Genomic DNA, 11,938 nt, shown 5'->3' on the forward strand with positions numbered 1-11,938 from the left:
CAACTTGTCAGACCAAGGCCAGAAAATCGGCGGTGGCGGTTTCGGTCATCACCGCCTCGGGCGAGCGGTGGCGTTCGGCGGCGCGGCGTTCGCCCTCGGTCAGGATCTGGGCCTGCATATAGGCGCCAAGCGCGCGGGCGTGGGTGACGACTTTCATCCCGATCGGCTGGCGCGCGGCGTCGAAGGCGGTCAGGGCGGTGGCAACCTCGGGATGGGCCGCGAGCGTCCGGGCGAGGGTGCGGGCATCCTCCGCCGCCTTCGTTACCCCCATGCCGCAATGCGGGCGGCCGACAAAGGCCGCATCGCCAAGCAGGGCCACCCGTCCTTCGGCCATCCTCTCCACCGTCAGGTCATAGATTGGCTGCAGGAAGGGCTGGGCGGTCTTGGCCACCAGTTCGGCAAACTGCGGCGATAACAGGCGCTTCGCTGCGGTCCGCATCCCGTCGATCACCTCGGGACGGATCATGTCGGGCGCGATCGAGACGCCATTGTTCTGCCCCCTGGTATCGGTCAGCAGCCAGGGCAACTGGCTTGCCGTATCGGCGGGGCGGTACCAGACGAAGTTGTAGCGGCGATGACCGGGGCGGATGTCGTTGTTCTCTCCCGCGACCGGATAGCCGAGGATCTGCTCGCCCTCCGGCAGGCAGAAGGTGAAATAGGGAAACATCTCGGCCCTGGCGCGGGCGGAGAGGTCGGCCTCGTTCACCATGCCGCGCCAGGCGACATAGCCGGCATAGTCCGGCTGGGCCTTCGGCAGCATCTGCGCCCGCACGGCAGAGCGGAAGCCATCCGCGCCGATCAGCAGATCGGCCCTTACCGAAAGGCCACCCGCAAACTGCGCCGTCACCCCCTCGGCGTCCTGGGTGTAGCTTTCGAAGACCTGCCCGCGCAGATAGCGCTCGGGCGGGAAATGCGTGCCGAGGATCTGGTAGAGCCGCCCCCAGGAGGTGAGGATCTGCGGCAGATCGCGCGCCGCCGCGCGGGAGCCGTCCTTGTTGAAGATCACCCGGCCCGGGGTTGCCACGCCGATCCCGTCATCGGCGGGAAGGCCCACCTCGCGCAGCGCCTCGAACAGGGCGGGGTGGGTGACGATCCCCGCCCCGCGCCCCGACAATTCCACCGGGACGCGTTCATGGATCGTCACATCCCAGCCTCGCCGCAACAGGTGCAACCCGCAGAACAAGCCGCCCACCGAGCCGCCAACGATCACCGCACGTCGTGCGTTCTGGTCCATCTTCATGGCTTTCTCCAAATTTTACATGTGGTTGGGCAGATAGGTGACCAGCGTGGGCACCATCAGGACCAGAATCCCCGCCACGCAGATCAGGATCCAGTAGGGGACCGCGCCAAGGAAGACCTCGCCGATCGAGACCTCCTCCGGCACCGATCCCTTGACCACGAAGACCAGTAGCCCGAAGGGCGGCGTCAGCAGGCCCGCCTCGATGATCAGGATGCCGTAGATCGCAAAGACCAGCGGGTCATAGCCGAAGGTCTGGGCGATGGGCGCGAAGATCGGCACGGTCAGCAGGATGATCGAGGTCGAATCGAGGATCATCCCCATCGCGAGCCACACCACCGTCATCGCGACGATCAGCGTGACCGGGCCGAAGCCCGCGCCCTGAATCCAGTCGGTCATCACTGTCAGCGCCCCGCTGGAGACGAGGAAGCGCGAATATTGCCCCGCCATCAGCAGAAGGAACATGATCGGCGCCGTGCTCAGGCCCGAGGAGATGACGCAATCCAGCAGGCCGCGCGGCGTCACCCCCTTCATCAGCGCCACGACCAGCGCCCCCAGCGCGCCGACGCCCGCCGCCTCGGTCGGGGTGAAGAAGCCGCCCCAGATGCCGCCCAGAACCAGACAGATCAGTCCGGAGATGCCGAGGCCGGAGATGAGCGTGCCCCGGCCGATTTCCTCATCGCCGGCCTTGGTGGCGCGGGTATTCTCGGCGAGATAGGGGGCCTTTTCGGGATGCCGAAGCGCGGTGATCACGAGGTAAAGGATGAAAAGGGCTGCCACCACGATGCCCGGAAGCACGCCGGCGACGAAAAGCTTGCCGATCGACACCTCGGTCAGCACGCCCCAGAAGATCAGCAGGATCGAGGGGGGAATCAGCATCCCCAGCATGGCGCTGCCCGCGACGACGCCGAGGGCGAGGGGCCGGTGATAGCCGTAGCGGCGCATCTGCGGGTAGGCCACCCGCGAAAAGGTCGCCGCCGCTGCCACGCTGACGCCAGAGATCGCCGCGAAGACCGCATTGCCCAGCACGGTCGCCACCGCCAGCCGCCCCGGCACCCGCTTCATCGCGCGGTTCATCAGCGTGAAGAGATCGGCCGCAGCCCCCGAGGTGCCGATGAAATTGCCCATGATGATGAAGAGGGGGATCGTCGCGAAGACATAGTCGCGCAACATGCTGAAGGCGACGCCGCCCGCCGAGGCCATCGCGACATCGACGCTGCCGAAGAGAAAGTAGAACCCGGCCAGCGACACCGCCCCAAGCGCAATGCCGATCGGCACGCCCAGCAGGGTCAGAAGAATCATCGCGGCCAGGGTCAGAAGGGTCATGAGGGAGACATCCATCGCTCAGACCTCGCCTTCGAAGGCTGCGGCGACCGGGGCCGCGCCCCGGGTGAAACGGCGCCAGATCAGATGGGCATAGCCGGCGACCGCGATCAGGCTCATCGTGAAGATCACCGCCCGCACCGGATAGACCGGGACGCGCAGCGCGCCTTCGCCTTCGAATTCATGGATGCGGAAGCCGGTGATCATGTCGTCATAGCCGCCAAGCGCCATGGCCAGAAACAGCGCCGCGCCAAAGAGATGCGACATGACGTCGATCCCGATGCGTCCCCATTCCGGCGCACGGTCGTAGATCAGCGTGGCGCGCAGGAAGGTGCCCCGCTCGATCGCCAGCGGGAACTGCAGGAAGACGATGGCGACGATGGAATTGGCGACAATCTCCACCGTGCCCTGGATGGCAAGACCGAAGAGCCGCCCCACCACATCGCTCAGGATCACGAAGGCCAGGGCAAAGGCCCATAAGGCCGCCATCGCATTGAGGAGCCCGACGCTCCAGGTCGTAACTTTTGTCATTTTTTCCTCCCTCCTGTCGGCGCAGAGCCTGCGCGAGACAGCCTTGACAAAGGTTCATCTGCTCGCTTAATTATCATCTAATAAATAACGAAGCAACCCATATCAGACCCGCTCAGGGAGGAGTGACATGATGGACCAGACAAAATCCGCATCGGTTCGGGGGGGCCTTGCCGGTGCCACCTTTCTGGCCGGCATGGCGTTTTGCGCCGCCGCCTCTGCCGATACGTTCGTGCTGCGCATCGGCTCCGGCCATCCGCTGGGGCCGGTGACTTACGTCAATACCTCGCATTCCTTCCTCGTCCCCGAGATCGAGCGTCGGGTGAAGGCCGAGACCACGCACGAGGTCAAATTCGTCGAGGCCTATGGCGGGACGGTCGCCAAGCTGGACGAGACGCTGGAGGCGGTCCAGAAGGGGCTTCTGGACATGGGCCATGTCTGCTTCTGCTTTGAACCTTCCAAGGCTGCGGCACAAAACTTCAATTATTTCATACCCTTCTCGACCCCCTCTGCGGTCACGCAGCTGGAGATCACCCGCAAGGTCTATGAGCAGTTTCCCGCACTCGCCACCAGCTTCTCGGACAATTACAACGAGACGCTTCTGGCGATCACCGGCTATGACAATTACAATGTCGGGACCAAATTCCCCTGGGAGAAGTTCGCGGATCTGGCAGGCCACACGCTGGGCGGGGCGGGGCCGAACCTGGTCTGGCTGCAGGGGTCGGGTACCACCGTGGTGCAGACCGGCATCCCGGATTACTACACCAGCCTGCAGACCGGCGTGATCGAGGGCAACGTGCTTTTCCCCTCCAGCTACTTCGGTCTGAAGCTCTACGAGGTGGCGCCGAACTACAAGATCGTCAACCTTGGCGCGATGATGGTCAATGGCTTGCTTATCAACAACACCACAGCCGCCAAGCTGCCGCCCGAGGTGTTGAAGATCATCAAGGAGGTCTCGATCGAATATGGGATGGTGACCGCCAAGGCGCTGGACGCCGATCAGGCGGCGGGCATCGAAAAGCTGAAAGCCGCCGGCGCCACCATCACCACCCTGTCGGAGGAGGAGCGCAGGCAATGGGCCGAACGCCTGGCCGATCTGCCCAACCAGAAGGCCAAGGAGTTCACCGCGATGGGCTATGACGGGCCGGGCATCTTCAAGGCCTATATGCAGGCCGCCAAGGAGGCTGGCTACAGTTTCCCGGTGGAATACCGGATCGAATGACCGCCTCAAGGGCGCCGCAGAGGGCGGCGCCTTTCCTCCTCTCAGCCAAGGGATTTCCCATGTCAGCACCCCAGGATGATGCCGCCTTTGTCCCCGACCCCAGCGCCTTTGACTGGAACGAAGAGCTCAAGACCGAATTTCGCGCCGCGGGCAGCAATGGCTGCGTCGGAAAGATCCTCGTTTCGGAAAGTGACCGGGTCCGGGTCTGGTCGCTGCACCTCGCGCCGGGCGAACGGATCGGCTTTCACAAACATGTCCTCGATTATTTCTGGACCGCCGTGACCCCGGGCCGCGCCATCTCGCATATGGATGACGGCACGACGGTCGAGGCCAGCTATCACGCAGGCGCCACCCGGCATCACCATTACGGGCCGGGGGATTTCAAGATCCACGATCTTGTCAATGTCGGCAGCACCGATCTGGTCTTTACCACGGTGGAGTTTCTGGACAGCGCCAATCCCCCCCTGAGCCTGCCGCAATCGGTGCGGCTTTAAGGGTGGGGCAGGGGGCTGCAAAAAACCTGTAGGCCCCGCCAACTTTTTTCAGATGAGCGTGGAACCGCCGTCCGGGTCTGGCGTTACATCCCCGATACGCGAGCTGTCCCCTCGTTCGGTGTCACCGCTCCCGCCGCGAGCCTGTCGCCGCTGGAGTGCCTGTCTCTAACTGCGCCGATGAGCCTTTCCCCCTGCTCATCGGCGTTTTTTCATATCAGGGGGCGCTTTTCCAAAGGCTCCGGGGCGGTCCCGGCATAATCGGCCAGGGCCTGACGGTCCGGGATCGAAAGCTGCCCCGCGCTCCACTGCGCCAGACCCAGATCGCGCAGCCGGGCGAGGGTCTTGTTCGTATGGACCAGCGACAAGCCAAGCGCATCGGCCAGATCCTGCTGGCGGAAGGACAGGGGAACGGTGGTCTTGTTGCCCAGACCCACGGCGCGCAGCCGGTGGTGCAGGCGCAGGAAGGCCCAGGCGACCCGTTGCCCCGCATCGCGCTGGCCGAGGGTGGCGATGGTCTCGCCCAGGAAATGCTCCTCCACCGCGGCGATCCAGGTCACGTCATAGGCGCGTTCGGGATGCGATTTGAAGATGTTCCAGATGTCCGAGCGGTTGAAGACGCACAGCACCATCTGCGTCGTCGCCTCGACCGAATGTTTCATCTCGCCCATCAGGGCGGCCTGCAACCCGGTGAAATCGCCCGGGAAGAGGAAGTTGATCACCTGCCGCTCGCCGTTCTCCAGCGTCTTGTAGCGGGTGCCGGTGCCCGAAAGCACGGTGTAAAGCTGCGGGCTGTTGGAGCCTTCCATCAGCAGCGTGGTGCCCGGTTCGACCGACAATTCGCCGACCTTGAAGGTCAGCATGAAGGCCAGTTCGGCCTCGGTGAAGGGGGTGAAATATTCGCAGCGGCGCAGCGGGCAGTCGGTGCACGTGATCTTCATCAATCTCCCCTTCGGATATGTCGCAGTTTAATGCACAGAACGGCAAAGCAATCCATAAGGATTTAACGCGCGGGGATCTCCGGCGCCTGTCGGAGGGACGCGCGTGAAAGATTGTTCAAGGATATCAAGGATGGGCGCCTATCTGATCGTCGTAAGTGACGTGATTGTGGGCCAGGATCTGGCGCAGACGATCAGTGACGAACACCCCGACGCCGAGATCATCGTGGTGACCACGCTGGACGCTGCCGTCACTGCCCTGGCTGCGGTGCCTTTCGTCGGCGTCGCCTTCATCGCCGCCGATCCCGAGCGGCTGGCGCGGTCGCAGCTGAACCGGATTCTGGCCGGGCAGGGCGCACAGGTCGTGCTGATGGGGCTTTGGACCGATCAGGCGCCCAAGGTCGCGGGATGGAAGCTGTTGCCCTTCCCCTTCACCACCGAAACCGTGCGCGGGCTTCTGTCCAACGCCTGAGCGGGCGCGCCCCCGCCGCCCCCGCAGGAGATGAACATGAAAAAGCCCCGGCCTTTCGGTCCGGGGTTTTTTCAGCGTTGCGGCAGGTGTCAGGCGTGCAGCGTCTCGGTGCTGGTGAAGAACATCGCCTGGCTGACGGCCGAACGCACCTGGTCTTCCGAATAGGGCTTGGTGATCAGGAAGGCCGGTTCGGGGCGCTCGCCGGTCAGCATCCGCTCGGGGAAGGCGGTGATGAAGATCACCGGCACGGAATCGAACATCTTGAGGATGTCGTTGACCGCATCGATGCCCGAGGATTTGTCGGCCAGCTGGATATCGGCCAGGATCAGGTCGGGGCGTTCGCGGGCGGCCAGGGCATTGGCCTCGGCCCGCGTGCTGGCGATGCCGGTGATCTCGTGGCCCATCTCGCCGACGATGGCGGCGATATCCATCGCGATGATCGCCTCATCCTCGATGATCATCACGCGGCCCGCGATCGAGGCGGCCATTTCCTGCACAGCGAGGTCGATCAGATGCGCAACTTCTTCCGGTTCGATCTGCATGATGGCAGCAATCTCTTTCTGGTTGAAACCTTCGATCGAGTGCAGAAGCAACGCCTCGCGCGATCCGGGGGTGAGGGCTTCCATATGGCCCTGGGCAATGGCGGAGAAGCGGCTGTCGGCTTCACCGGCCGGGGCGCCGGCGCTGGCCCAGACCAGATGGAAGGCCGCAAAGAGCGCCACTTTCAAGGAGTCGCTGGCCTCGAGGATGGCGGTGTCTTCCAGCACGGCCTCCAGCGTTGCCGCGGCATAGCGGTCGCCGGTGTCCTGGCTGCCGGTCAGTGCGCGGGCATAGCGGCGCAGGTAGGGCAGGTTAATGCCGATCTCCGAAGCAAGGTCGCGCGGTTCCATTTCGGCCGTTTTCCTGTTGGGCATTTTTTTCCCCTCCATCTCGTTTTTCCGGGAACCGAACGCGTGGATCGGTGTTTGGTTCCGTGTATATAGGCAGCAGGCAAAAAATGTTCGGTTCCATGACCCAAGACAACTCAAAGTCCCGCTTGCAAGAGCAGATAGATAAAAATCTGAAGCGCGTCTACGAAGACGCGCTGAAAGAAGAGATCCCTGACCGGTTCAAGGATCTGCTCGCGCAGCTGCGTCAGAAGCAGGAAAAAGGCGGGAACTCGTGATGGGACAGGTGCTTCAAGGCGACGTCCGTGGTGACCCGCGCGATGAACTGGTCACGCATCTGCCGGCGCTGCGCGCCTTTGCCATCAGCCTGACCCGGAACGTGACCGCCGCCGACGACCTGGTGCAGGACACGATCGTGAAGGCCTGGACCAATATCGACAAGTTCGCCGTCGACACCAACCTGCAAGCCTGGCTCTTCACCATCCTGCGCAACACCTTCTACTCCGACCTGCGCAAGAACCGCCGTGTCGTGGCCGACCCCGAAGGCATCCATGCCAGCGGCCTCTTCGTGCGCCCCGACCATGACGGCAAGCTTGCCTATGCCGAGTTTCAGGTCGCCTTCGACCAGCTTTCCCCCGAACACCGCGAAGTGCTGATCCTCGTCGGCGCCTCGGGGTTTTCCTGCGAAGAGGCGGCGCAGATGATGGGTGTGGCGGTCGGCACGGTCAAAAGCCGCACCAACCGGGCCCGCAAGCGTCTGAGCGAGCTCATGCATCTGGCCGATGGCGAGGATGTGTTGTCGGGCCATGACGGGATCACCCTGTCGGTCATGGGGCGCTCCGGCATTCAGGCAGCATGATCGCAGGCAGGGGCCCCGCCGCACAACCGGGGTGGGTTCGCAGAAGCGTCGAACGGCTGAACATCCGCTTTGCCCTGGTGCTGGCGGTGGCGCTGTTGCCTTTGGGCGTGGTCTCGCTGATGCAGACCCGCGTCCTGCAGCGCGAGATCCAGCAGCGCACCGAAGCGGCCCTTCTGGGCGAGACCCTGCGCTCTGCCTCGGGCGAGATCGGCACGATCCGCAACACGCAAGGCGTGATCGCGGGCCTCTCCGCGGCCTTGGCCGAGATGCCTGCGCCCGAGACCTGCGCCACCCTGATGAAGGCCGCGTTGAAACAGCTGCCCGATGCCTCCTTTGTGGCCTATGTGCCCAAGGATGGCATGATGACTTGCTCCTCCACCGGCACGCCGCGCAATTTCGCGGATGACCCGCATTTCCAAAGCATCCTGGCCGCCAAGGCGCCGAATTTCATCGTGAACCGCAACGGGCCGATGTCCGGCACCTCGATCCTCGTCGTCTCCAACCCGGTCTGGGATGCGGCGGGCAGCTATCAGGGCTTCGTCTCGGCCTCGCTGCCCCATACCGCCCTGCAAAGGCTGGATGCCTCCGCCCCGCGGGACCTGGTCGGCGTTTCCGCCGCGATCGAGTTCTGGACCTTCGATCAGGAGGGCGAGGTGCTGACCGCCAGCAGCGGGCTGGACAAGGTGGTGGCGCAGATGCCGCATGACCATGTCCTGACCGCCTTCGCCGACGAGGCGGAACATGTCTTCCAGGACGTCTCGAACAGCGGAAACCGGCGGACCTATGCCGTGGTGCCCATCGTCAAGGGCCAGCTTTACCTGATGAGCAGTTGGGACCAGCAAGGTGCCGGCGCCCAGAACGACACCTTCGTTTCGCCCTATCTGCCCGCGATCACCATGTGGATCGCGGGCCTCATCGTTGCCGCCCTCGCCTCGGAACGGCTGGTGACGCGCTATATCCGCACGCTGCACCGGTCGATCCTGCGCTTTGCGCGCGGCAACCGCGGGCTGGAGAAGGCCAATCTCAAATGGGCCCCGGTCGAACTGCGCGAGGTGCATGTGGCCTTCGAAAGCATGACGAGGGCCATCGCCCAGGGCGAGACCGAGCTGGAGGATTCGATCCACCAGAAAGAGGTTTTGCTGCGCGAGGTGCATCACCGGGTGAAGAACAACCTGCAGCTCATCGCCTCGATCATGAACATCCAGATGCGCAAGGCCATCGCCCCCGAGGCGAAGGTCCTGCTGCGCGGATTGCAGGACCGGGTGATGAGCCTCGCCACCATTCACCGCGGGCTCTACCAGACCAGCGGCCTCGCCGATGTGCGCGCCGACGAGCTGTTCCGCGACATCGTCCGCCAGATCGTCACGATGGGCAGCACGCCGGGCCTGAAATTCGACCTGTCGCTCGACATGGACGAATTGCACCTGCCGCCCGACCAGGCGGTGCCCCTGTCGCTTCTGCTGACCGAGGCGATGACCAATGCACTGAAATATGCCGGCACCATACCCGGCGAACCGGTCGAGATCATGGTCCGCCTGAAACACGAGGCCGATGGCATGCAGCTGATGCAGGTGATCAACACCCTGCCCGAAAGCTCGATCGCGCCCGATGCGGAACCGGTGCAGCGCAAGCTCACCACCAGCACCGGCCTTGGCGATCAGCTGCTCAAGGCCTTTTCGCAGCAGATCGGCGGAACCCTGACGCGTGAGGTGAGCGACCGCCGCTTCAAGCTTTCGGTCCGCTTCAAGGTGCAGTCGCTGGCCGTGGCGGAAACGCCCGACGACGAAGAAGGCCCCGCGCCGGAAATCGCCTGACCCCTGAAATCGCCTGACCGCAGCGGCGCGCAATTCCAGGACCCATGGGCGGCTTTCCGCCATGATCGCGCGTCGGGCTGGCTTTCCTGCCACATTTCGGAACCAATTGCGCAGGAGGGGCGTTGACCTCTCAGGTGCCGTCAGTTTGGCGGACTGGTATTTTGTGAATTGGAGTGTGTCATGAATTGGGATCAAATCGAAGGCAAATGGAAGCAATACAAGGGCAAGGCGCGCGAGCAGTGGGGCAAGATCACTGACGACGACTTCGACCGTGTTGCCGGCAAGCGCGAACAGATGATCGGTCTGATCCAGGAAAAATATGGCCATGCCAAGGCAGCTGCCGAGCGCGAGGTCGATGACTGGTCCGACAAGCTCTGAGGTCGCATCATGTCCTATCAGAAAGCTGTATCCGAAAACCCGCGCGCGGCGCTCTTCGATGTGATGGAGGGCACCCGCACCGGGATGCTGGGTCTCAACGGCAGCGCCTCTGGCCTGCAGCCGATGACGCATTTCGCCGATGAGGAGGCGGGCCTGATCTGGTTCATCTCCGCCTCGGACACCGATCTGGTCCGCGAGCTTGAGGCGGGCTTCGGCGCCTCGAAGATGGCCGATTATGTGCTGGTCAGCGCCGATCACGATGTGCATGCCAGTGTCCGGGGCACGCTGTCCCGGGTCAAGGACGAGGCCAAGCTTGACGCGCTCTGGTCGCCGCTGATCGGCGCCTGGTTCCAGGGCGGGCGGCATGATCCGCGCGTGACCCTTCTGTGCCTTGCACCCGAAGTGGCAGAGATCTGGGCCTCGACCACCTCGACGCTGAAATTCGGCTTCGAGATGATCCGCGCCAACCTCTCTGCCGAGCACAGCCCCGATGTCGGCTCGCACGCCGTGGTGAATTTTCGCACCGAGGCCTGAGCCGGCGCGGGGGTAACCTGTCGCAATCACCACGAAAAGGCGCGCAGATCCTGCGCGCCTTTTGTCATTGGGGGTTGTCGAGCGGGGGGGGGCACCATTGCGCCCGGGACGGAAAAAAGGGGGCAATCTTTCGATTGCCCCCGAAACAAAAAAAGGGGGCAATCTTTCGATTGCCCCCGGGGTCTGCAGTATAACTTGCTTGAATGACTCGTTAACGCGGTGGACTTACTTGTACTTCGACTTGGACGAACGCAGCCAAGTCACCAGGCTGATGCCGACGATGGCGGCGAGCGCCGAGCCTGCGATCAGCACTTCGGGCTTGCGGCGGGCAAAGCTGCGGACGTTGGAATCGGCCAGACGCAGGCTGCGCACGGCGATATCGGCAAAGTCGGCGGCAAGCTCGCTGCCGCGCTGGGTGGCGGTGCTGCCCAGCTCTTCGGCGCGCTTCTGGACCTGACGCGCGGTCTCACCGGCGACATCCCTGGCCTTCAGCGCATTCTGCACCAGCTCGTCCGTGGCCGGAGCGATCACATTCTCGACGACCGAAGCGGCGCTGGCGCGCAGGGATTTCACGGTCTCGGAATTCTCGATGGATTTCTGCAGGGTCATGATGTCTTCCTCTATCGGTTCGGGGTTTCGGCGCGGTCGTGATGCGCCTTTCGCAAAGGGGCGAGGGGGGAGCGGGCCTTCTGCAACAGGGGCGGCCGGGCCGCTTTCCCTTGGCTGCAGACGGGTCGTACCGTCTCTCCACATCGCCGGGACTATGCAGGAATAACGCCGGCCAAGCCGTTCTGGTTCCAAGAAACTTTGCCTTCGAGGCGCTAAATAGCCGGCCTGGATCGCGCGTTTTAATCGGCGTCCCTCGGGAACCGAAGACCAGCCCAGGCGTTGATGCTGCATAAGGTGGCAGGCGTGCGCGCCCCACATTTCATCTGAAGGAGTATCGTTATGCTTGGATGGGCTCTTACCTTTCTTGTCGTCGCTCTGATCGCGGCTGCTCTGGGCTTTGGTGGCATCGCCGGTGCCTCCGCCGGGATCGCCCAGATCCTTTTCGTCATCTTCCTCGTGCTCTTCGTCGTGGCGATGATCGCCCGTGCGCTGCGCGGCCGTCCCCCGGTGTGAAGAGGCGAACCTGGCGGCCCCAAATCGGGGCGCGCCTGACAGACAGGGCGCTTCGACCATCGGTCGGGGCGCCCTTTCCTTTGGGCACTGGCGCAGCGCCGGTCGAAGGATCGCCCCAAAGAAAAACGCCCCG

At 63.7% G+C, this 11,938-nt stretch carries 15 protein-coding genes; 9 read left to right on the plus strand and 6 right to left on the minus strand.

Annotation, left to right across the window (positions count from 1 at the left end):
• Positions 1–7: 7 nt before the first annotated feature.
• Genes AC1DZT_RS09490 through AC1DZT_RS09500 form a run of 3 tightly spaced genes read right to left on the minus strand, consistent with a single transcriptional unit; the run spans position 8 to position 3,091 of the window.
• Positions 8–1,240 (minus strand): FAD binding domain-containing protein, encoded by a 1,233-nt coding sequence (locus AC1DZT_RS09490; RefSeq protein WP_478006380.1) that lies wholly within the window; start codon positions 1,238–1,240, stop codon positions 8–10.
• Between the two features lie 15 nt (positions 1,241–1,255).
• The gene (locus tag AC1DZT_RS09495; protein WP_478006381.1) at positions 1,256–2,563 is read right to left on the minus strand and encodes a TRAP transporter large permease; all 1,308 of its coding nucleotides are present in this window, start codon (positions 2,561–2,563) and stop codon (positions 1,256–1,258) included.
• Between the two features lie 18 nt (positions 2,564–2,581).
• The gene (locus AC1DZT_RS09500; RefSeq protein ID WP_478006382.1) at positions 2,582–3,091 is read right to left on the minus strand and encodes a TRAP transporter small permease; all 510 of its coding nucleotides are present in this window, start codon (positions 3,089–3,091) and stop codon (positions 2,582–2,584) included.
• Between the two features lie 127 nt (positions 3,092–3,218).
• Here AC1DZT_RS09500 and AC1DZT_RS09505 point away from each other — a divergent pair, with 127 nt between their 5' ends.
• Both AC1DZT_RS09505 and AC1DZT_RS09510 read left to right on the plus strand, forming a co-directional pair.
• A complete protein-coding gene (locus AC1DZT_RS09505; RefSeq protein WP_478006383.1) occupies positions 3,219–4,310 on the plus strand; it encodes a C4-dicarboxylate TRAP transporter substrate-binding protein in 1,092 nt (363 codons plus the stop codon).
• 59 nt (positions 4,311–4,369) lie between these two features.
• Complete coding sequence (locus tag AC1DZT_RS09510) at positions 4,370–4,804, plus strand: cupin domain-containing protein (RefSeq protein WP_478006384.1); 435 nt, start codon at positions 4,370–4,372, stop codon at positions 4,802–4,804.
• A 209-nt stretch (positions 4,805–5,013) separates the two neighbouring features.
• On the opposite strand, the gene AC1DZT_RS09515 is transcribed toward AC1DZT_RS09510, so the two are convergent.
• On the minus strand, positions 5,014–5,742 hold the full coding sequence (locus tag AC1DZT_RS09515; protein WP_478006385.1) for a Crp/Fnr family transcriptional regulator: 729 nt from the start codon (positions 5,740–5,742) through the stop codon (positions 5,014–5,016).
• Positions 5,743–5,872: 130 nt separating this feature from the next.
• Between AC1DZT_RS09515 and AC1DZT_RS09520 the strand changes: the two genes are divergently transcribed.
• Positions 5,873–6,211 carry a hypothetical protein gene (locus tag AC1DZT_RS09520; protein ID WP_478006386.1) on the plus strand — a complete coding sequence of 113 codons (339 nt, stop codon included), beginning with the start codon at positions 5,873–5,875 and terminating at the stop codon, positions 6,209–6,211.
• Positions 6,212–6,300: 89 nt separating this feature from the next.
• Here AC1DZT_RS09520 and AC1DZT_RS09525 read toward each other — a convergent pair whose 3' ends face one another.
• Entirely contained in the window at positions 6,301–7,125 is an 825-nt protein-coding gene (locus AC1DZT_RS09525) for a response regulator (RefSeq protein ID WP_478006387.1), read from the minus strand.
• A gap of 95 nt (positions 7,126–7,220) precedes the next feature.
• On the opposite strand from AC1DZT_RS09525, the gene AC1DZT_RS09530 reads away from it, so the two are divergent.
• The 5 genes from AC1DZT_RS09530 to AC1DZT_RS09550 all read left to right on the plus strand — a co-directional run bounded on the left by AC1DZT_RS09530 (position 7,221) and on the right by AC1DZT_RS09550 (position 10,683).
• Entirely contained in the window at positions 7,221–7,376 is a 156-nt protein-coding gene (locus AC1DZT_RS09530) for a NepR family anti-sigma factor (RefSeq protein WP_478006388.1), read from the plus strand.
• Positions 7,376–7,957: an RNA polymerase sigma factor gene (locus AC1DZT_RS09535; RefSeq protein ID WP_478006389.1), complete on the plus strand. Its 582-nt coding sequence runs from the start codon at positions 7,376–7,378 to the stop codon at positions 7,955–7,957. Before AC1DZT_RS09530 ends, AC1DZT_RS09535 begins: the two co-directional genes overlap by 1 nt.
• A complete protein-coding gene (locus AC1DZT_RS09540) occupies positions 7,954–9,771 on the plus strand; it encodes a histidine kinase dimerization/phosphoacceptor domain -containing protein (protein ID WP_478006390.1) in 1,818 nt (605 codons plus the stop codon). Before AC1DZT_RS09535 ends, AC1DZT_RS09540 begins: the two co-directional genes overlap by 4 nt.
• A gap of 180 nt (positions 9,772–9,951) precedes the next feature.
• Positions 9,952–10,149 (plus strand): CsbD family protein, encoded by a 198-nt coding sequence (locus AC1DZT_RS09545; RefSeq protein WP_478006391.1) that lies wholly within the window; start codon positions 9,952–9,954, stop codon positions 10,147–10,149.
• Positions 10,150–10,158: 9 nt separating this feature from the next.
• Entirely contained in the window at positions 10,159–10,683 is a 525-nt protein-coding gene (locus AC1DZT_RS09550) for a pyridoxamine 5'-phosphate oxidase family protein (protein WP_478006392.1), read from the plus strand.
• A 225-nt stretch (positions 10,684–10,908) separates the two neighbouring features.
• Here AC1DZT_RS09550 and AC1DZT_RS09555 read toward each other — a convergent pair whose 3' ends face one another.
• Positions 10,909–11,292: a hypothetical protein gene (locus AC1DZT_RS09555; protein ID WP_478006393.1), complete on the minus strand. Its 384-nt coding sequence runs from the start codon at positions 11,290–11,292 to the stop codon at positions 10,909–10,911.
• A gap of 339 nt (positions 11,293–11,631) precedes the next feature.
• On the opposite strand from AC1DZT_RS09555, the gene AC1DZT_RS09560 reads away from it, so the two are divergent.
• Positions 11,632–11,805, plus strand: a complete 174-nt coding sequence (locus AC1DZT_RS09560) for a DUF1328 domain-containing protein (RefSeq protein ID WP_478001250.1) — start codon at positions 11,632–11,634, stop codon at positions 11,803–11,805.
• Positions 11,806–11,938 lie beyond the last annotated feature (133 nt).

This window comes from Rhodobacter sp. P1_C2, from assembly GCF_056406375.1.